The sequence below is a fragment of the Methylobacterium sp. P3_A11 genome (assembly GCF_056403155.1).
On record NZ_JBFUGA010000103.1, the window covers coordinates 1 to 20,019 of the forward strand.

Below are 20,019 nucleotides of genomic sequence, written 5' to 3' on the forward strand. Positions count from 1 at the left end.
GTCTTGGGGTTCAGTCCATGCTGGGCGGCAAGATCTTTGAGCGGAGCTTTCGATCGCTGTAGCGTTGCTCTGACCGCGTGCGTGGTCGTGGCGCAGCCGTGAAGAACCTGTCCCATAACGCCCCCGGTGTGCGGCGGTTACAGCTAAATTGATGCCACCACACCGCGGGACTGCACACCTAGCACCTGCGGGATTCTGCCAGATTGCCAGACGTCGAAGAGGCCGCGCGTCAATTCAGCTACTTCGATAGAGATGCCGGCAGCATCAGAGCCGCCGGCATCTGCAGAGCTTGATCAAACGGCCTTGCGGTGACGCTTGGGCGCGCTCTCTGTCATCAATCCTGGGCGTCCGAGGCCGATGGCCTTGGCCAGCTCGGAGCGCTGCGCAGCGGATCAAACACGCCGTGAATAACACACAGCGGCGTCTGGAACGTTTCGAACTGGCAAACGCCCCTGGAATGATAGGGGCGTGAAGTAGCCGGCCTCAGCAGCTTGACAGTGAGTGATGCTGCGCGGATGCCAATGTCTGACGAGACGGCGCAAAGAGCTTAACTAGGACTTCGCTTGCCGAGCCGAGTTTGCTTTACGGGAACTTTCCGAGGTTGCCGCCCGTATACTGAGTCAAGCATATTGCGATAACTGCAGAGCAGGGCGCGAGAAGGCTGTGGGCAGTCCGTTGATCCAGCGGCTACAATATGCCGGCAGCCTCTCCGATGCCGAACAAGATGCCCTGCAGGCCCTGACACCCGCCTTGCGATCCGTTGAAGCTCGACGGAACGTCACGCTCGTCCAACACACGGACACCGTGCACGTCATCATGAGCGGCATGGCGTGCCGCTACAAAATCCTGGTCAGCGGAGCACGCCGGATTGCTCAATACCTCCTGCCGGGTGACCTTTGTGAGGTGCACGCCTCTGCACAATATCCTTCCGACTGGAGCCTCGCAGCACTGACGCCCTGCAGCGTCGTGGAGATAGCCCGCGAGAGGATGGCGGAGCTGGCAGAGGCCCATCAGGGGATTGCCCATGCCCTGTGGTGGGCCACCCTGGTGGACATCAGCATCGCGCGGGAATGGCTGGCCAATGACAGCCGCCCGGCCCCGAAGCGGCAGGCGCATCTCTTCTGCGAGTTACTGGTTCGAATGCAGGCGGTGGGGCTTGCCCTCGAGAACAGCTTCAAACTAGGCCTGACGCAGGCGGACTTGGCTGACGCCACCGCAATCTCGCACGTTCACATGAACCGCGTCCTCCGGGAGTTGCGCCGCAACGACTTGATCTTCCTTGAGGACGGCCGATTGACCATCCCAGATGTTCGACGGCTCAAAGCGTTCGGTGAGTTCGATCCCGGATACCTTCACCTCAAAAATGGGCAATCAGGGCTCTAGCCGCTCTCACCTCTTCTCAAAACCCTCCACACCAACAGGCACTCGGCATCTCCCCCGTTCACATCAACCGCGTCGCGCAGGTATCGCGCACGCGATTGAACACAGTGGCCGCCCTTTCAGCCGGATCGCAACCTGCCGCGCATGAGAGCTGTTAGACCTTTATGAGCATCTGGCGCCGGAGGGGCTCGGAGAGGCACCGACGGTCGGTGCCGGTGCTCTGCCTCAACTTAGAATTGCGTCATGATCAGCATCCCCGCTGACAAACCCAGGAGTGATCCACAGGTCCCAGCAGGGACCCAGGATCAACTTGAGCTCGTCCTGTCAGCTCTCGACGCCATCGGCGAGGCTGTCGTCATCACCGGAGCTCAACTGAAGCCCCCTGGTCCGATCATCACGTACGTCAATCCTGCCTTCACACGCATGACCGGCTACTCGGCCGAGGAGGCGGTTGGGCAAACGCCGCGCATGCTGCAGGGACCCCAGACGGACAGGACGGCGCTCGATCACCTGCGCTCGGATCTGGAGACACGCGAGGCCTTTCAGGGCACAGCGATCAACTACCGCAAGGATGGCAGCACCTATACCCTCCACTGGCACATCACGCCCCTGCGCGATGAGGCTGGAAAGATCACTCACTGGATCGCTCTGCAGCGGGAGATCAAACCGGGCGAGCCGATCGGCGAACAGCCAGAGGAGCGGGTCGGTCGCGTCCACGAGATCACAGCCCAAGCTGCAGTCGGCGTGGCCCAGAAGGTCGGCTTGTCCGCCGATGCCGGCCATCTAATGGAGCAATTGGCGCAGACATCCGCCGATCTTCAGAAGCAGGTGCACAACACGCTTGGGCTGGTACGCTCCATCGCACGTCGAACTGCTGACACCAACGAGGCCTTTGCAGCGTATGCTGCGCATCTGGATGGCCGTATCGACGCGTTGCAGCGCCTGCAAAGCGCGGCGATGCAGAACCCGCCGGGCGGCCTTGATCTCGAATGGCTTGTGGGGGACGAGTTGCAGGCGTTCGAGATGGCGGATGTGGATCGGATCCGCATCGCCGGGCCGCCAGTCAGCCTTCTGCCCCAGGCTGCCGAGACTTTCGGCCTTGCTGTTCACGAGCTTGCGACGAATGCCCTGAAGTTTGGAGCCCTGTCGGGAAGCAACGGCTTTGTCTCGGTGAGATGGCGCGTCCACTCGCGCGGGCGCGAGCCGCGCCTTCTGTTCCGTTGGGCGGAACGTGGGGCATCGGAGCCAGTGTCGCCGCCGTCGCAGGCCGGCTTTGGCCTGCTGCTGCTGGAGCAAATCCTGCCCGCTGATCTCAACGCGCGCTCAAAGCTGCGTTTCGAGTCGAGCGGTCTCGTCTGCCGTGTGGATCTGCCCATGTCCTCGCAGGTTCTGCAGATTGCTTGAGCCGCTTCTGCGGATGTCAGGACGGAAGCGCGGACATGTCCGTCGTCAGATGATTTGGGACATTCAGCGGTGTTCAGGAGCGGAGGCTTTGGTCCATCTGGGGTAAGAGGTTAGGTGGCCTGCGCGTGGTGGCGCAAGCGGCGATCCATCACGGTCTGGCGCTTGATGCGTTCCCGCTCGGCCAGGATCCCTTCGCCGCGTCCGAAGTAGACGTCAGCGGGCGTGAGGTTGCTCAGGCTCTCGTGAGCTCGGCAGTGATTGTAATGCTCGACGAAGGCCGCCACCCGCGCTTCGAGTTGTCCAGGTAAGTAGGTGTGTTCGAGCAGGATGCGGTTCTTGAGCGTCTGGTGCCAACGCTCGATCTTGCCCTGCATTTGCGGATGACAAGGCGCACCGCGGATGTGGGTCATGCCCCGGCGGCCGAGCCAGTCGGCCAGGTCGCTGGCGACGTAGCTTGGGCCGTTATCGCTCAGCAGGCGGGGCCGATGCGTTACCCGCGCCTGATCGAGTCCAGCCGCACCGAGCGCCAGGTCGAGCGTGGCAGTGACGTCGCTGGCCTGCATCGTAGTGCACAGCTTCCACGCCACGATGTAGCGCGAGAAGTCGTCCAGCACGGTCGACACATAGTACCAGCCCCAGCCAACGACCTTGAGGTAGGTGAAGTCCGTCTGCCAAAGCTGGTTAGGAGCGGTGGTCTTATCGCGGAACTCGTCGGCGGCCTTGATGACGATATAGGCCGGGCTGGTGATCAGGTCCTGAGCCTTGAGCAGCCGGTAGACGGTCGCTTCCGAGACGAAGTAGCGACGCTCGTCGGTGAAGCGTACCGCCAGTTCACGCGAGCTGAGTTCAGGCTGCTCCAAGGCCAGGGCAACGATCTGCTCGCGGATCTCCGCAGGTAGGCGGTTCCAGACCCGGCTCGGCCGCGAGGGATGGTCGCTCAACGCCTCGGGGCCGCCGTGCTGGTAAGCGTCGTACCGGCGGTAGAACGTCGAGCGGGTGATGCCGAGCTTGCCCACGGTGGCGCGCACCGGCAGATGGGATTGCTCGACCAGCCGGATGATCTCCAGCTTCTCGGGGGCCGGGTACCTCATGCCTGGTCGCCCCCAACCCCGCTCATGCTTATGGGATGGCCCGCCCCTCACTGAACCGTCGTGGCATTCTTCTGCCACGGACACGTGGAGGGATCTGGAATGGCAAAGAGCTCGATCGCCGTGCTGGGTATCGACCTCGGCAAGAACAGCTGCAGCCTCGTCGGTTTCGATGCGGCTGGAGTTGTCGTCCTGCGCCGCCGGGCGCGGCGTGAGACAGTCGTCGGACTGACGGCCAAGCTACCGGCTTGTGTGGTCGCGATGGAGGCCTGCTGCGGCGCCCATCATCTCGGCCAGTTGCTCGTAGCGCAGGGGCACACCGTCCGTCTGATGTCGCCGGAGTATGTTCGACCCTACGTCAAAGCGCAGAAGAACGACGACCGTGATGCCGAGGCCATCGCCGAGGCAGCCACACGCCCGACCATGCGCTTCGTGCCCCTCAAGGCGCAGGAGCAGCTCGACATGCAGAGCCTGCACCGGGTCCGGTCGCGGCTGGTCGGAATGCGCACCATGCTCATGAACCAGCTCCGCGCGATCCTGCTGGAGCGTGGTCTCACCTTCCCGCAGGGCCGGCGCAAGTTCGAGATGGCAATCGGAGCTCTGATGCAGGACCCTGAGGCGCAGATCGGACCACGCATCCGATCCCTCATCGGAGAGGTCCGCGCCGAGTGGACGGACCTCGATCGCCGCATAGCGGCGCTCGATCGCGAGTTCGTCGAGCATGCTCGTGCCGACGAGGCGGCGCGCCGCTTGGTGTCGATCCCGGGGATCGGAACGATGACGGCCACGGCTCTGCGTGCTGCCGTCGATGACGGCAGCACCTTCACGCGTGCCCGCGATCTCGCGGCTTGGCTCAGCCTCGTACCACGCCAGCACACGACGGGCGGCAAGCCGAAGCTGCTCGGCATCAGCAAGCGGGGGAACTCCTACCTGCGCGGGCTCTTCATCCACGGGGCGAGAGCGGCGCTGCCCTCGATGGCTAAAGCTGAGGACGCGACCGGCCAATGGCTGCGAGGTCTGCTGGCGCGGGCGCACTACAACGCCGTGGTCGTCGCGCTCGCCGCCAAGCTCGCTCGGATCGCGTGGGCAACGCTGCGGAAGGGCGTGAGCTTCGAGCGGCAGCCGGAGCCGGCTCACGCCTGAGACATCGCAAACGTCGACCCTAACCGGACTACGAGCGGCCGGCGCGGGTCCACGAGGTCTGCGGGAGGACAGTGAAGATGGCCTGACGGTCGAGCGGCGTTCCGGAAGCCTAGCAAAAAAAGCGGCTCTTCGAGGCCGACGTGCTTATGAGGCCCGGGGCGTGCGGCTCTCCATCTTGGCGGAGGCCACTGCGCCGACATGCCGGATACGTATGTGCAGACCGGACACAGGCACCTTCTCTGACCACCTTGCGGACGGGGCGGGCCATACGTTTTTTGAGCAGACGGTTCTCCAGGACGAGATCAGCTACGACCTCCTTCAGCGCCCCCGCTTCGCGACGTAGATCCCGCACCTCATCTGTAGTGGCAGCACGAGCCGTGTCGCCGGACAGGCGCTTCTTGCCAGCCTCCAGGAACTCCCTGGACCAGCCGTAGTACATCGAGGCGGCAATCCCCTCACGTCGGCACAACTCGGCGATGCTGTCCTCGCCACGCAAGCCTTCCAGCACCACGCGGATCTTCTCCTCGGACGAGAACTGCCGACGTGTGGCCCGACGGATGTCCTTGATCACCGCTTCTGCCGGCTTCTTGGCCGGTCCGGATGTCTGCTTCATCTTCGCTCCTCAGGGGCTACGATGAACCAGCCATCCGCCGTTCGTGAAGACCCTCAATCTTTCCCACAGGTGCTGATGTCGGACAGCGCGGACAGAACCTTATTCCGTAACGCCCAACCTGCGAATGTCTGCTCAGGGAGAAACACCAGTCCTCCGCGGCGAGGCCGCCAAGGTCCGCAGATGGCGCAACTCAGACCTATAAGCTGAGCTGATGTGATGTCCGCTTCGGAGAAGAGGCCAAAGTCGGCGGAGCGGCCGAGATGGGCGCTTTGCTGCCGGTCTGGTTCTGAAGCCCCTCGACACTGAAGCCGAGGGGCCAAACACTCAAATCTCAGTTCCTTCGGCCAGGGTCAGTGCATCTTCGACGTCGACCCCAAGGTACCTGACCGTGCTTTCGATCTTGGTATGGCCGAGCAGGATTTGGACGGCACGCAGGTTACCGGTCCGCTTGTAGATCAACGACGCCTTTGTGCGACGGAGGGAGTGGGTCCCGTAGTCCTCGCTCCGCAAACCGATGCCCGTGACCCACTCATCGACCAGGCGCGCATACATCCGCGTGCTGATGTGCGTGACGCCGTCGAGCCGGCTCGGAAAGGCATAGTCGTCGAGCGTTCCGCCCCTGGCCTCCAGCCATGCGAGGATGCTGGTGCGAGCGGGTTCGAGCAACTCGAACTGCACTGGTCGGCCGGACTTGCGCTGGATGACGATGGCCCGGCTACGAACGCGACCACCGCTGACGAGGTCGCCTATCTTGAGCTTGACGATGTCGCAGCCGCGCAGCTTGCTGTCGATGGCGAGATCAAACATTGCCCGGTCGCGTGTGCGCCGTTCGCCGTCGAGCCAGAACCGGATAGCCCAGACCTGCTGAGGTTTGAGGGCTCGTTTGGCCCCGAGCTTGCGGCCAGCGTTCCAGGCCGGCCGCCCTTTCGCAGCCGGATCGTGTGCAGAGTGACCCATCGTCTGTCTCCTCGCCGGCTCATGCCGACATGGCGAGGAGACACCCGAACCGAGTCTCTGGAGATGGAGAGCATATCCGGACGTTCCGCTGGCGACCCAACCCGGTCGCCATGGTTCGCCATGGGCGCTTCCCATAAGCAGTCATCCGACGGCCATCCGGCAACTTCGGCACGGGGTGGTGAGCGGCCTTCGGCGCCGCGGCCGGAACCGGACGTTCAAGCCAGCAGCGGTTGGTCTGATTTGGGTGCACCCGTAGCAAACCGATGGGGTCGGTTCCCACTCTCACACCTAAACCGAACCATGCTGATCGGCTGCTATGGGTGAGAAGCAGAAGCTCAGGCGACATGTCTTGGATGTTTGATCTGCTACCGCATGCGAACATTCGCCGATCAAGCCCCCCTAGAATGTAGTCCTGGGCGCGTGGATACGATCCTGCGGCGATCCCACTGATTTGCTGATCGTCGAACTGTGTGCAATGATACTTATCTTGGACGCCCGATAGGACGATGACGCGCAGCCGTCTTATCCCGCGCCCCTGCTTTCGGTCGGAGATTCGACCAGTGGCGGGAGGTAGCAATGGCTGTCTTACCCAACCCAGCATTGCAAACTCAGGACTATTCTCGTAGGAACCTGCGCACGCGCATCACCTGCGACGATCCGGCGCGGCGCGACGTGCTCTGCGGTGGCGGAGCCACAGCCCTGAGCCTGCTTCTGGCGAGCCTCTTGGGTGATGCGCGCCCCGCGCTGGCCGAGGCCGTGGCCGGGCCGGTCCCGGAACTCGACTCGGTCGCCGTGCACATCGTCACCGACAGCTACCAGTTCGCAGTGGCTCCGAGCCGCAAGCTCGAAGGGTTCGCCGTCGAGCACTTCGGCTGGGGTATCGCTCCCGATCATCCCCCCGGCCCAACGCTCGCCAGCGAGTTCGGCCTCTCGCTGCACGTAACCTCGCGGCGGGGCGAGGACACCCGCCGGACCTTGGTGGATTTCGGCTTCACGCCAGAGGCTCTCAACAACAACCTGAAGCTCCTCGGGGTGCAACCCTCCGAGATCGATGCCCTCGTGCTGAGCCACGGCCATTACGATCATTTCGGCGGCCTCGCTGGCTTCCTCAGCCAGAACCAGGGGCACCTCAAGCCAAGGCTTCCATTCCATGTCGGGGGCGAGGACTGCTTCTGCGCTCGGGAGTGGACCGCGCCTCCGGTGAAGGGGGATTTCGGCGTCATCGACCGCCAAGCCCTCAACGCCGCGAACCTCACCGTCACCTCGACGGAGCGCCCGGCGCTCTTGGCAGACCACGGCTTCACCTCGGGTCAGATTGATCAGAGCAGTTTCGAGAAGCTCCTGTCGCCCAGTGCGATGAAGCTCGGGGTCACACACGGTTCGGGCTGCTACACAGATGGCCTGCCGCAAGCCGACCAAGGCCAAGGTCTGATCCCGGATCAATTCAGGCACGAGATCGCCACCGCCTTCAACGTGAAGGGGCGCGGCCTCGTCGTTCTGACCTCTTGCAGCCACCGCGGCGTGGTCAACGCGGTTCGGCAGGCGCAGGCCGTGTCGGGCATCCAGAAGGTGCACGCGGTGATCGGCGGCTTCCACCTTGCGCCCTACCAACCTGACTATGTTCGGCAGACGATCACGGCCCTGAAAGAGATCGGACCTGACTTTCTGGTCCCGCTCCACTGCACGGGCGAAGCCTTCTACGAGATCGCCAAGGCCGAGATGCCGAGCAAGCTGGTGCGCGCCTACACGGGCACGCGCCTCGTCTTCAGGGGGTCCGCCACCTGACGTGAGACCGACCAGAGCCAAACGGGGGCTGAATTCACGTCGTCGCCACATCGAAGTTGCGCGAAGAGGGGTGACTGTATGTTTAAGAAGCTGCTGACAGGGCTGGTGTTGCTGGTCCTGACCGCCACGTTACCTGCTCTCGGGCAGAGGGGACCCCCACCCGCACATCAAGCGGCGGAGATCGAGGCCCTGGTCAACAAGGCATCCGTCGTTGTGGAGGAATGGGGCAGCAAAGCCTTCGCGGATTTCAGGACGAAGGGTAGCTCCTGGCGATACGCGGATGTCTACCTGTTCGTGGTCGATATGAACGGCGTCGTGTTGTTCAACGCCGCTCGCCCGGACCGAGAGGAACGGGATTTCCTGGACAACCGCGATGCTGACGGGAAACGGTTCCACCGGGACTTCATCGAGGTCGTCAGGAATTTTGGGTCTGGTTGGGTCGATTACATGTTCCCCAAGCCCGGACAGTCCCACGCCACCGTGAAGTGGAGCTACGTCTGCGCGACGCGAGTTGACGGCGTCGAGGCGCTCGTGGGCGCTGGTGTTTATATCGATTAACACCGACTCGGTCTGGGGCTGAACGGCGATGACACGAGGTAAGCCCATCGGCTCTGATGCAACCTCTTCGAAGTTCTGACCTGCTCTCGTAAGCGGTCCCTCGTCGATGACATCCCGGACGACTGCTCAGGGTCGGAACCGCCGTTTGTGGCCGGTTCGAACTGGAGCGTTCCGCAAGGGCAAACCCTATTGGAACGCTTCCCTGCGTCGCGGCGTAGTTCACCAAGCCCTACTTCTTCGGGTATCCGACATAATAAACCCCGATGACGCCGCTGCTGGCATCGCGGATCGGCTCGTAGCCCGTCGTATAGGGCTTGCCCAGAATATCGGCGTCACCGAAATAGGCCTCGCCCTTCGTGATCGCCGCGAAGGCTTTTCCCTTCGGGTCGAGGACGGTGCCGATCGCGCGCGAGCCGTCATCCTTCTTGACGTTCGTGGCGATGCGCACGAACTCGCCGCCGCTCTTGACGAACAGCGTCGCGGTTCCGCCCACGTCCTTCTGCACGGCGTCCACCACGGTGAAATTGTTGTTCATCTTGGTCTGGCCGAAATAGAGGGCCGGGACGGTCTTTCCGGCGACGGCATCCACCCCCTTCACGCTCGGAGCAGCGAATTCGGCGGTCTTCGCCTTCAGGCGCTGCATGGCTGTCTGGACGTCCTCGGCGGCGGCGACGCGTGCGGACATCGGAACGGCCGCGCCAGCCAAGGCGGCCAAAAGTGACAGGGTGAGTAGAGGTGTCTTCATGATCGTCTCCCTCCGCCTTCGCCACATCGATGCGACGACGGTTCGAATTGCGCTGTGAACCGAAGCGCGAATTCTAATCACTCCTGTTCGCATTGCCTGATTAGGCGAGACACCGCCATCAGTTAGACGTCTGAAGCAGGGCTGATAGGGTTGTGTGTCCTCGTGTTCCTGATCATCGCAGCAGAGTGTGACGCTCCATAACGCCCAATCGGCGAAGGTCCGTCTTCGACGGTGATGCAGTCCGTTGCGACCGCCTCGCCGAAGGTCGGCTCCTCACCCGTTTCAGACCCCTAACAGCCGATCCGCATGGTTCGGTTTGGGTACGGTCCGGGCGAACCACAGCCATCGGTCTGTTTTGGATGTTCGCTGAGACCATCAAAAACAAACTTTCTCAACCAGACCAGTCATAGCAGACCGGCAAGCCGGAATGCCACGTGGCAGACATTGTGAGGGTCTGCTTGGGGTCGTGAGCGGGCGCAATGGCGATGTCCGTTTCGGCCAATTCCCGCCCGCAAGCGGACCGGCCGGGAACCACCCGAAGCAGTCGTGCCGATAGCCAGCAGAACTTTCCAGAAGCGGCCGTTCGTCGATCCGGTGCTCAGATCGGATGCGGGCCGGGCGGCGAGATCTACGTCCGAACGTGCTCCCACACCTTGGAGATGACGACCGATCCCTCGCCGACCGAGGCTGCGACCCGCTTGACGGAGTTGGCGCGCACGTCGCCGACCGCGAAGATTCCCGGATGTGACGTCGCATAAGGCGAACGCGCGCCGATCGCGTCCCCGGTCAGAACAAAGCCGTGGCCATCGAGCTCGACGAGCCCCGAGAGCCAGCCGGTATTGGGCGCGGCACCCACCATGACGAACACGGCACAGGTCGAGATCCTGCGCGTCGTTCCGTCAGCGACGGTGCGGATCGTCACCGCGTCGAGACGGTCGTCGCCGTGCAGGGCGGTGACTTCGGCCCCGTACTCGATCGTGATCGCCGGGTCTGCCTCCAGCCGGCTCGACAGGTACCTCGACATGGAGGTCGCAAGGGAATGCCCCCGCACCAAGAGGCGAACGTGTCGCGCTGAGCGGCTGAGATACATCGCCGCCTGGCCCGCCGAGTTGCCGCCGCCGATGACGATCGTCTCGGCATTCCGGCAATAGCGCGCCTCAATCTCCGTCGCAGCGTAGTAGATGCCTGCGCCCTCGAACGCTTCGAGGCGGTCGATCGGCAATCTCCGGTACTGGACGCCGGTCGCGACGACGACGGCCTGTCCCCGAACGCGCCGGCCGTTGTTGAACGTCGCACAGAACGATCCGTCGGCAAGCCGTTCCAACTTCGCCACGCGCCGCGGCATCGCGAAGCGCGTGCCGAACTTCATCGCCTGGATCTCGCCGCGCCAGACGAGGTCGGCGCCCGAGATCCCGGTCGGGAAGCCCATGTAGTTCTCGATCCGGCTCGATGTGCCGGCCTGGCCGCCGATCGCCACATCCTCGATGACTAATGCGCGCAGCCCCTCCGCACCCGCATAGACGCCCGCTGCCACCCCGGCCGGACCGCCGCCCACGATGAGGACGTCGAAGGCCTCGTCGTCGACGAGGTTGTAGTCGAGGCCGAGCAGCCGCGCGACCTTGGCGGGCGTCGGCTCGGTCACGACCATTTCCCGGCCGAAGATGACCGCCGGTCGGTGAGCCGAGATCGAGCAGGCCGTGGCGACGCTCGCCGCCTCGGGGCTGCCCGGCGAATAGGTCCTGTAGGGAATCCGGTTGCGGCTCGCGAACTCGGCGATCCGCCGTACGCTACGGTCGTCGTCCTCGCCGATGAGCACGAGCGTGCCGTCGTGCGAGTCGAGCTGCCGCCGCCGCCGTGCTGCGAGGACTGTGATGATGATGTCCGACATCTCCGGGATCTCGGACATCAGTCGCAGCATCTCGGGGCGCGGCACCTCGGTGACGACCGTATCCGCGCTCGCCCGCATGGGCATCGACCAGACGCCGCCGTTCAGGAACGAGATCTCGCCCATGAACTGGGTCGGACCGAGAGTGAATGGGAGATGGCGCTCGTCCGTGAAGGGATTCACGACTTCGATCTCGCCGGCCTCGACATACACGAAGCGATCGGCTGGATCACCGGCACGGACGAGAAAGGCGCCGGCGGGGTAATGCTGCTCGGCCCCGATCGCCCGCAATGCGGCGACATGCGATGCAGCGAGGGGGATGCGCTGCATCTCGCGCAGGTCACGGCCGATCGTTTCCATGGGTCGCTCCGGTCGCAAGCCATCCGCTGCGGCGCAGCATCGATGGCTCGGCCACTACAGGCAAGACCCTTGGCGGGGGCGATGGATTGATCGAAGCTGGTGGCCTGAAGGAACTTGCGTGGACTTGCAACCCGGCCTTGGCCCACGTCCGCTTCGGAGAAATCGCCGAGAGTCCTTAAAATGGCAGAGATGGGCGCAAAGCCGAAGGTCCGTTTCTGGGCGTTAAGCCAAATTCCGCTTATCGCCCATAGCGATCCCTCACTTGGTCAAGCTGAGTAAGCAGACCCTAGGCTTGCACCGTCTCTTTCGAATTCCGGGTCACCGCCGACTTTACCGCGGATCCGGCCGCGGAAGCAGTCCCAGTGACAGCCTTGGCGGCTCGCTTGGCTACCCGCTTCACAGCGGTCGCCGTCTCGCCCACGATCGAACGCTCGGAGGCGCGGCGCTGCGCGATCGTCATGAACTTGCAGCCGGGTGGCGTCGGCAGACCCGACCGGTTTTGTCCCTTGCGCCAGGACGGACGCATGCGGGCTTTTGACGACATCACAACCTCACAAAAAGAATTCCATCCCTGTCAGGAATAGGCCGAGCTTCCCCCGAATCAAGGAAGTGATCTGAGCTCGCCGCATGTCCGCCTCCTTCAGTCCTGCTGATTCTCTCAATCAGCCCGGTCCAAAGCCAGCCGGTCAGGTCAGTGCCAAAACGGGCTCGAGGAACACTTCACAATGAAATCAACGATCTGCCTCAGCTTCCCAAGCTGAATGTCGTCGGTTCGATCCCGATCGCCCGCTCCAATTAACTTCCTGCACTTGCTGCGTTTTCTCGTGCCCTGAACGGCCGAGGCGTTCCCCATGGTGTTCCCTGCCGTTCCCCATAGGGTGCTGGAATTGATCTCGGTCAGACAGAGCCGCGATTGCGAATCGCCTCCCTGAGTTCGTCGATGCTCACCTCAAGACGCTCGGCGAGTGAAAGGCAGAGCACGATCCAGTCTATGGGCAACTCGGCCAGTGAATGGTGATAGGCCAGACTACCCGGTCGGTCCTCGTCAGCGGCCTACCCAAGAATATGGCCGCCTGCACCGAGTGTGAGTAGGTCGGCAGCTCCCGAGCAGCCCTGAGCTCGGGGCCAGCCATTGGCACAGGCTCGTCATTCAGCTTCCCGGATTGTCCTGGCAGCTTACTGCCCCACGGCGTCCGAGGTGCACTTCTTGGTAAAGCTTGCCTTGGCAGCGCCAGCCAGTTTCTTTTCGGAGGCGGAAGCGTCGCAGGACGCTTTAGCATCCGAGTCGCACTTCTTCATGAAGCTGGTCAGTGCAGCACCGGCCAGCTTCTTGTCAGCCGCGCGCGATTGACAGGAGTCGTCCGCCGCTGCCGCGCCTGCGATAAGGATCAGGATCATTGTTGCTGAAGAGACTGTGCGCATGATCGCCTCACGATGGGCTGAGCGTTTGTGGGATACACAAGCACCGGGCCGCTCTGACGGGTAGTCCCGTGCCGGCTCCAAATTAGTTTGTGCACGGACCTTTTGCCGGATGCTTTTGCTTCCAGTTCAAAAGCTCCCGACCCAGGCAGAGGCTTCAGCCGCACCGATGCGAGGCCGTGCACTCTCGCCAGGTACCAAGGTCCTGACATCAAACTGCGCGCGCCCAGCAGCGCGCAGCCGGCTCAGGCTTGGCCAGAATTTCCGCTCCCGCCAGATGGCCGTGAGGAGGGCTGCGAGCGTGAGGCCGTCACAGCTGAGCGCGAAGACCGAGCCCACCTGCAGGTTGTGCCCAGCCCAGCGGGTGGCGGCGCAGACAAATAGCCGCCGCATGGTTGGCGCGTCCGCCTGCAGCCGGGCAGACGTCGCGAACAGGGTGCCAGCGCCGGCACAGAGCGACGGCCAGCCGTTCCACGTGACCACGACCGGAACGAGGGCCGCGAGAAGGTTTGGCGCAAAGCACGGCTTTCAGCGATGCAGGCTGAGTTGTACCGCCAAAGCGAGCCGCAGCCAGGCTTTGCACGAGCGAGATCGCGCCCATGGCGATACCTGTGGCGGAGCCCACGCCTAAGTAGTGCAAGCCGAAGCTGCCGCTACAGGCGGCGGACGTGAGCAGGATCAGTGTGCGGCTGGGCATCAGCCCGGCGCAGACACCGAGCAGCAGTCCCAAACTGCCGAACAGGTCGAAGCCGCCGCCCGCCAGAATGGACGGCCAGAGATGAAGGGTAAGAACACTTGCACCTGAGAGGAGGCAGCGCCGCTCTGATCAGGAGTTGATGCGACGCTGGCGGCCTGCAGTGCCGCTCGGCCGAGTCGGATGCTGCGGCGCCGAAGCGCGCTGCCGCTGGTCGAGACCGCTCGCGACTTACATGCGTGCAAGGCTGACCTTGGCGAGGCCGGACATGCCGAGCGCACGAGCCGAAGCGTCGGAGAGGTCGATCACGCGGCCGCCGACATAGGGGCCACGGTCGTTGATGCGCACCACCACGGAGCGGCCGTTGCTCTTGTTGGTCACCCGCACCTTCGTGCCAAAGGGCAGCGTGCGGTGGGCGGCTGTGAGCGCGTGCGTGTTGAAGTGCTCGCCGTTGGCCGTCGTCCGACCGTGAAAACCCGGGCCATACCAGGAGGCCACACCCGCCTGCGTCCGCATCGCAGTAGCCGCTTCGGCACCTGAGGCCGCGACACAGCCAGTCGCGGCGAGAGCCAGGAGAGCAAGGCGCGCACAAGACAACATTACTACATTCCCGTTGTTATCTAACGGGTCGGCAAAATATCTTGGAATGTGACGGCAGTATGGTGCGACGCAATATGGCGAAAAGCCATGCAACAGCCACAGATCTGGCGCGCGATGTTGCCACATTGGTGAGGAAAATATTCAAGTCAGACCCATCGATCGGGTGAACTTGTATTCGCCGCACTCGTTCAAATGCCGCGTTGGCTTGGAGCAGAAATGATAGGTGCCAGGAAATGGTCATCCCCCGGCCCTGCCGCCGCTCTCTTCTCAGGGCAGATACGCGGCCGCTCGGCCTTCTCTGAATGTGACCACGATGCCCCTCCGCTTGCTACTCCTTACCGCTTCGCTCTCCCTCGGCCTCCTTGGCTCAGTCGCTCCAAGTGAGGCCAGAGCGCCGCTCGGGGTTCAGCGCTGGCTCTCGTCCGTGCTCGCGAAGATCGACGCGGCCGACCGCTCCCGCACTCCGCGGCGACAGAAGAGCCGCTCAATGACGATCGAAGTCCGGGTTCGCGTTGCCGAGGACGGCTCCGTGCTGATGGTGGAAGTCGAGAGGAGTTCTGGATCCCGCAGCCTCGACGAGCGCGCGGTCGCTGCTGTCAAAGCCGCCGGCCCGTATGCGCCTCCTCCCGCCCAGATGCTGATGGCGAACGGCACCACAGAGTTGACCTTTCCTCTCAGCCTTCCTGCCCAACGCTAGCGGTTTGGTCTCGCCGCGTGGTGACACGAATGTTGCCGCATGGAGGGACGGGCACAGCGACAGGTTCTCCACGGCAGCGCCACAACCGGAGTTTGGACTTGCTTCGAGAAAGTGGAGAGCTCTTTTCCTGAAGGAGGGGGTTTCCGATGGCGGACCGGAAGCAGACCTTTACCCCTGAGTTTCGCGCTGAGGCGGTGCGATGAGCGCAGACGAGCGGGCGGTCCCGCCGGGAGGTGGCCGCCGATCTCGGCGTCGGGCTCTCGACGCTGCGTAACTGGATCGAGGGCCGGCGTGAGCGGGAGATGGATCACCCGCCGGCCGATCGGCAGGAGGACATGGCCGCCGAGCTCAAGCGCTTACGTCGCGAGAACGAGGTGCTGCGCCAGGAGTGGGAGATCCTGAAGCGGGCCACAGCTTTTTTCGCCAAGGAGGGAAGTCGATGAGATTCCGCGTCATCGACGCGGCGARGAAGGACTTCCCCGTCGCGAGCCTGTGCAAGGTCCTCGCCGTCAGCCCGAGCGGCTATTTCGGCTGGAAGAACCGCCCGGCATCGACGCGGCAGCGCGAGGCTCTCGTGCTGCTTGCCCACGTCCGSTCCGCCYTCACGCTCTCGCACGAGACGTATGGCAGCCCGCCCATGACCCACGAGCTGCGCGAGCAGGGCTTGGCGGCAGGCCGGCGGCGCGTGGCCCGGCTGATGCGGGAGAACGGGCTCAAGGCCCGCCAGCCGCGCCGTTTCCGGCGCACCACGGACAGCGGCCCTGCCGTTCCAGTCGCCCCCAACCGGCGCGCCAAGGACTTCACGGCGGCGGGGCCGGATCGAAAATGGGGCGCGGACATCTCCTACGTCTGGACGCGGGAGGGCTGGCTGTACCGGGCTGGCTGTACCTGGCGGTGGTCCTCGATCTGTACTCCCGACGGGTCGTGGGCTGGGCGGTGGGCGATCGCCTTCACAAGGAACTTGCGCTGGCTGCGTTGCGACGTGCCCTTTGGTCTGGCGCACCGCGTTCCAGACGCGAGCCGAGGCTATCGACGCGCTGGCCCGTTACATCGATGGCTTCTACAATCCCCGACGCCGTCACTCGGCACTCGGCTTCACAAGCCCCACCCAGTTCGAGAGGGGCATCGCCCACCAAACCGCTCTCCACTGAACTGAAGCAAGTCCAAACCAGCCATCCTCCGTTCGTGAAGACTCTCAATCTGTCTCAGAAGTGCTGACGGCGGACATTCGCCGCGGCGCTGGCCCTGCGCTCGTCCAGTCGCGGGCATGACTACCATCGCAAGATGCACGACTACGCGGAGGAGCTTGAACGCCTCCTGACGATGGTGCTGCTGGTCGTGTTTGGTGCGGCGCTCGTGGGCGGAGGGCTGCTCCATGCACTGACATGGCCGGCCGCCGCGTTCACCCTGATCGCGCTCCGGGTCGTTCGACCTCTGAGCGGATGGCTCGCCTCCTGGGAAGTGGCCGCTCCAGGGAAGATCGCGCGGTGGTGAGCTTCTTCGGGATTCGGGGGCTCGGAACCATGTACTACCTGTCCTATGCGTTCGGGCAGGCCAGGTTCGAACGGATGGACCTACTGTGGGCGACCGCCGGCCTGACGGTGCTGATCTCCATCCTGATGCACGGCGTCACAGTCACGCCCGTGCTGCGTGTCCTCGATTGTCGGATGGGACGAGATACCAAGAGCGCACAGCTCGATCTGAGCCTTGCACCTCCGTCGGCATGAGCTTCTGGACGGAATGGCCCGAACGACGCCCATCGTGGCCGCGATGCGCATCTGGGGCACATGGGTTTCCGCCCGGCTTAAGGATCGCCCCCCGGCTCGCTAAGCGGCGTTCGGCCCAACGCTCCTGGCTGGCCACGTTCTGCGGCAGCGTCTCGCCATCGTTCGGTGGATATGCGCGACACGTTCGACTGCACGGTCCGGTCTGATGATGGCCTTTGAAGAACGCTTTGCCGACCGGGGCGCTGGGGATCCCGCGCTCAGCTCCAGATCTTTCGTCGATCGCGAGGGATCGTTCACAAGATCCAGCAGTTGTTATTTTGCACCGCAGCAATCTTTGCGATCACTCATCGGCCGCGTGGGCATCCCAATGCCGATCCGTGATCGCGCTACCAGCCGCTCGAACAGAGCGACGAGGGTTCAGCACCTCGCGGTACAAAGGAACCTCTCATGCGCTTCGCACTCTCTCTCGGGGTCGCGGCCCTTCTGCTCGGCCTCATCCAAGTGCCTGCTCGAGCCAGTTCCTGTGCCGAGCAGATCGAGACGATCGAACGCCGTCTCGACAGCGCCGGTGCTGTTCACGTAGCCGGCCTCCAGGACGGCCACACGATCCGCAGCAGCCATTCGCCAAAAGCCCTCGCGACAGCTCCGACGAGCGAGCCCAGCGACGCCGCGATGATCCCCACGTCGGCGCACGTCGCCGACGCACGTCGACTTCGCAGGCGAGCCGCCGTGGAAGATCGCGAGGGTCATCAACGGGCGTGTGAGGACACGATGACCCATGCCAAGGGCATGATCGGCGCGCTGCCGTAGAGCGGCGCAGACTCTTCCGGCTCGGCGTTCAACGCGCCACCCGCACTGCATGGCTTCCAAGCGATCCGATTGATCGAGGAGCATGTCCCGCCAACGACTTGGATTATCTCATGACACGCCAGTCCTCCACCGGCCGTTGGCTCGGACCGACGCTGATCGGGTCCGCGGCCGCGCTCGCCGCCTCCGCGCTCTACGCAGCCTCAAAGTCGCGTGAGGCCGAGCGTGAGACCCCACCGATCGGCCAATTCCTGACCGTCGACGGGGTTAGGCTGCACTACGTTGAGCGCGGTCGCGGCGAGCCGCTGGTGCTGATCCACGGCAACGGCATGATGATCCAGGATTTTCTGGTCAGCGGCATCGTCGACGAACTCGTGAAGCGCTACCGCGTCATCATCATCGACCGGCCCGGCTACGGCTACAGCGACCGCCCGCGCGGCCTCTGGACGCCGCGTGCCCACGCCACGCTGTTCCAGAAAGCGCTTCAGCAGCTCGGTGTCTCGCAGGCCATCGTGCTCGGGCATTCCTGGGGGGCACTGGTCGCGGTCGCCCTCGCGCTTCAGGCTCCGCAGCTCGTCCGCAGCTTGGTCCTGGCCTCCGGATACTATTACCCAACGCTGCGCGCTGACGTCATGCTCTCGTCCCCGGTGGCGATCCCCGGCATTGGCGACCTGATGCGCCACACCGTTTCGCCCTTGGTCGGCCGGATCCTGCAACCCGCGTTGATCAAGGCCATGTTCGCGCCTGCCGCCATACCAGAACGATTCGACCGCCAGTTTCCGAAAGCCATGATGCTGCGGCCGGTGCAGCTACGGGCCTCAGCGGAGGACGCCGCGCTCATGACACCGGTGACTGTCGAGCTTCAGAGCCACTATCGAGACCTGAAGCTCCCGGTGGTGATAATCGTGGGCGGAGACGATCAGATCGCCGACGTCGACCGGCAGTCGAAGCGCCTGCACAGCGAGCTACCCGACAGTGACCTCATCGTCGTGCCCGGGATGGGCCACATGATCCAGCATCTAGCACCGACAGAGGTCATCGCCGCGATCGACCATGCTTCCGAGCTGGCTCGCCAAGCTGCCTGACGAGCAGCCGGTTCGCATCCTCGTATCGCAATCATGTACCCCCGCTGTGAGGACACGCCTGGCGGTCCTCACAGCTGGCCAGGGTCGTTAACGGTCCGTCCGTTTTTGCGGTTGGCTAACTCCGAAGCTGCCGTTCCGCTTACGGCCGAACTCCGTCATTTTAGGGTGAGCGGGCGGGCATTAAGCAGCCCTTCTTAAGGTCCGAGAAGAGTCTGAGGCGACCCTTCGTGAGGAGCCTAGGAGGCAATTCAGGCGATTTTGACACCTATTACTCAAGTTCAATGCGTTTCAACGGCCCGACAATGATCGAGTAGGATAGCGCGCCGCAGATGCAAACCGCGCCGATGAAATTCAGCGCCCAGTAGAACGATCCCGTCGCATGCAGGACGTAACCGATCACGAGCGGCGTAGTGACGCCGGCCAAGTTCGCCGCGAGGCTGGTGATGCCGCTTGCCAAACCGATGTACCTCCGGGGCGCGACCTCGGAGACGGCCGTCCAGGATGACGCCGCGACCCCTTGGGAGAAGAACGACAACGTCAGGATCGCTATCACCCCGGCGTCTGAGGTGATGAAGTTCACGAGTACGATGCTGGACGCGAGGAAGCTGCCCACGATGAGGGGAAGTTTTCGAGCGCTCGACATGCTGAAGCCACGCCGGATCAGGAGGTCGGACAATAGACCGGCGACCAGGATCCCGGCTGTCGCGCCGAGGAAGGGCAGCATCTGGTAGAAGCCGGCCTTCATGATCGTCATCTTCCGTTCCTCGATCAGGAACGTCAAGAACCAGGTCGTGAAAAAGACGAGAACCGAGTTGCTGCAAAACTTTCCGAGGCAGATGCCGATGATTTGGCGGTACGCTAGGTGTTCAGTCCCGAGGTGAGATGGGTTGGGTCGTATCTGAACCGGCCTGGGTCGTCTGCCCAGGCTCGGCAGGTCGCTTCGTATGGCGTGAGGCCGCGTAGGGTCTTGAGCCGCCGGGCGAAGTTGTAGGCATCCAGGAAAGCGGCGAGGTGTTCCCGCAGTTGGTCGTGGCTGTCGTAGTGGTAGCGCTTGACGGTCGCGTCCTTGAGG

The 20,019-nt window shown here is 63.6% G+C and carries 17 protein-coding genes and 4 pseudogenes; 11 read left to right on the forward strand and 10 right to left on the reverse strand.

Features of this window, described 5'->3' with window-relative positions; translation table 11 throughout:
• The first annotated feature begins 663 nt into the window (after nt 1–663).
• Nucleotides 664–1,383, forward strand: coding sequence for a Crp/Fnr family transcriptional regulator (locus AC1DXK_RS24745; protein ID WP_456686457.1), 720 nt, complete (start codon nt 664–666; stop codon nt 1,381–1,383).
• Nucleotides 1,384–1,623: 240 nt separating this feature from the next.
• Nucleotides 1,624–2,784 (forward strand): PAS domain-containing protein, encoded by a 1,161-nt coding sequence (locus tag AC1DXK_RS24750; protein ID WP_456686456.1) that lies wholly within the window; start codon nt 1,624–1,626, stop codon nt 2,782–2,784.
• A gap of 110 nt (nt 2,785–2,894) precedes the next feature.
• Here the strand turns inward: AC1DXK_RS24750 and AC1DXK_RS24755 are convergent.
• Nucleotides 2,895–3,905: pseudogene (locus AC1DXK_RS24755) on the reverse strand (IS3 family transposase); the annotation flags it as partial.
• Between the two features lie 90 nt (nt 3,906–3,995).
• Between AC1DXK_RS24755 and AC1DXK_RS24760 the strand changes: the two are divergent.
• Complete coding sequence (locus AC1DXK_RS24760; protein ID WP_477299377.1) at nt 3,996–5,015, forward strand: IS110 family RNA-guided transposase; 1,020 nt, start codon at nt 3,996–3,998, stop codon at nt 5,013–5,015.
• A 259-nt stretch (nt 5,016–5,274) separates the two neighbouring features.
• On the opposite strand, the pseudogene AC1DXK_RS24765 reads toward AC1DXK_RS24760, so the two are convergent.
• Both AC1DXK_RS24765 and AC1DXK_RS24770 read right to left on the reverse strand, forming a co-directional pair.
• A pseudogene (locus tag AC1DXK_RS24765) lies at nt 5,275–5,628 on the reverse strand (transposase); the annotation flags it as partial.
• 324 nt (nt 5,629–5,952) lie between these two features.
• A complete protein-coding gene (locus AC1DXK_RS24770; RefSeq protein ID WP_477299373.1) occupies nt 5,953–6,585 on the reverse strand; it encodes a tyrosine-type recombinase/integrase in 633 nt (210 codons plus the stop codon).
• 576 nt (nt 6,586–7,161) lie between these two features.
• Here AC1DXK_RS24770 and AC1DXK_RS24775 point away from each other — a divergent pair.
• Complete coding sequence (locus AC1DXK_RS24775) at nt 7,162–8,370, forward strand: MBL fold metallo-hydrolase (protein WP_456684726.1); 1,209 nt, start codon at nt 7,162–7,164, stop codon at nt 8,368–8,370.
• 78 nt (nt 8,371–8,448) lie between these two features.
• The gene (locus tag AC1DXK_RS24780; protein ID WP_456684725.1) at nt 8,449–8,928 is read left to right on the forward strand and encodes a cache domain-containing protein; all 480 of its coding nucleotides are present in this window, start codon (nt 8,449–8,451) and stop codon (nt 8,926–8,928) included.
• Nucleotides 8,929–9,157: 229 nt separating this feature from the next.
• On the opposite strand, the gene AC1DXK_RS24785 is transcribed toward AC1DXK_RS24780, so the two are convergent.
• From AC1DXK_RS24785 to AC1DXK_RS24805, 5 genes are all read right to left on the reverse strand, one after another.
• The gene (locus AC1DXK_RS24785) at nt 9,158–9,673 is read right to left on the reverse strand and encodes a Cache 3/Cache 2 fusion domain-containing protein (RefSeq protein ID WP_456684724.1); all 516 of its coding nucleotides are present in this window, start codon (nt 9,671–9,673) and stop codon (nt 9,158–9,160) included.
• Nucleotides 9,674–10,301: 628 nt separating this feature from the next.
• Nucleotides 10,302–11,918, reverse strand: coding sequence for an FAD-dependent oxidoreductase (locus AC1DXK_RS24790; RefSeq protein ID WP_477299374.1), 1,617 nt, complete (start codon nt 11,916–11,918; stop codon nt 10,302–10,304).
• Nucleotides 11,919–13,094: 1,176 nt separating this feature from the next.
• Nucleotides 13,095–13,340 (reverse strand): hypothetical protein, encoded by a 246-nt coding sequence (locus AC1DXK_RS24795; protein WP_456684721.1) that lies wholly within the window; start codon nt 13,338–13,340, stop codon nt 13,095–13,097.
• A 126-nt stretch (nt 13,341–13,466) separates the two neighbouring features.
• Nucleotides 13,467–13,820: a YgjV family protein gene (locus AC1DXK_RS24800; protein WP_456684720.1), complete on the reverse strand. Its 354-nt coding sequence runs from the start codon at nt 13,818–13,820 to the stop codon at nt 13,467–13,469.
• A 442-nt stretch (nt 13,821–14,262) separates the two neighbouring features.
• The gene (locus AC1DXK_RS24805; RefSeq protein WP_477299375.1) at nt 14,263–14,631 is read right to left on the reverse strand and encodes a septal ring lytic transglycosylase RlpA family protein; all 369 of its coding nucleotides are present in this window, start codon (nt 14,629–14,631) and stop codon (nt 14,263–14,265) included.
• Nucleotides 14,632–14,944: 313 nt separating this feature from the next.
• Between AC1DXK_RS24805 and AC1DXK_RS24810 the strand changes: the two genes are divergently transcribed.
• The 6 genes and pseudogenes from AC1DXK_RS24810 (at nt 14,945) to AC1DXK_RS24835 (ending at nt 18,947) form a co-directional block, all read left to right on the forward strand.
• Entirely contained in the window at nt 14,945–15,328 is a 384-nt protein-coding gene (locus tag AC1DXK_RS24810) for a TonB family protein (RefSeq protein ID WP_456684718.1), read from the forward strand.
• Between the two features lie 146 nt (nt 15,329–15,474).
• A pseudogene (locus AC1DXK_RS24815) lies at nt 15,475–16,479 on the forward strand (IS3 family transposase).
• 133 nt (nt 16,480–16,612) lie between these two features.
• Nucleotides 16,613–16,822 (forward strand): hypothetical protein, encoded by a 210-nt coding sequence (locus AC1DXK_RS24820; protein ID WP_456684717.1) that lies wholly within the window; start codon nt 16,613–16,615, stop codon nt 16,820–16,822.
• Complete coding sequence (locus AC1DXK_RS24825; RefSeq protein WP_477299376.1) at nt 16,816–17,055, forward strand: hypothetical protein; 240 nt, start codon at nt 16,816–16,818, stop codon at nt 17,053–17,055. The genes AC1DXK_RS24820 and AC1DXK_RS24825 overlap by 7 nt, the downstream gene beginning before the upstream one ends.
• Nucleotides 17,056–17,502: 447 nt before the next feature.
• Nucleotides 17,503–17,865 carry a hypothetical protein gene (locus AC1DXK_RS24830; RefSeq protein ID WP_456684715.1) on the forward strand — a complete coding sequence of 121 codons (363 nt, stop codon included), beginning with the start codon at nt 17,503–17,505 and terminating at the stop codon, nt 17,863–17,865.
• Between the two features lie 110 nt (nt 17,866–17,975).
• Entirely contained in the window at nt 17,976–18,947 is a 972-nt protein-coding gene (locus AC1DXK_RS24835; RefSeq protein WP_456684714.1) for an alpha/beta fold hydrolase, read from the forward strand.
• 268 nt (nt 18,948–19,215) lie between these two features.
• Here the strand turns inward: AC1DXK_RS24835 and AC1DXK_RS24840 are convergent, their stop codons facing one another.
• Nucleotides 19,216–19,893, reverse strand: a complete 678-nt coding sequence (locus AC1DXK_RS24840) for an MFS transporter (protein WP_477299378.1) — start codon at nt 19,891–19,893, stop codon at nt 19,216–19,218.
• Nucleotides 19,806–20,019 (reverse strand): annotated as a pseudogene (locus tag AC1DXK_RS24845) (IS481 family transposase); the annotation flags it as partial. The gene AC1DXK_RS24840 and the pseudogene AC1DXK_RS24845, both read right to left, overlap by 88 nt.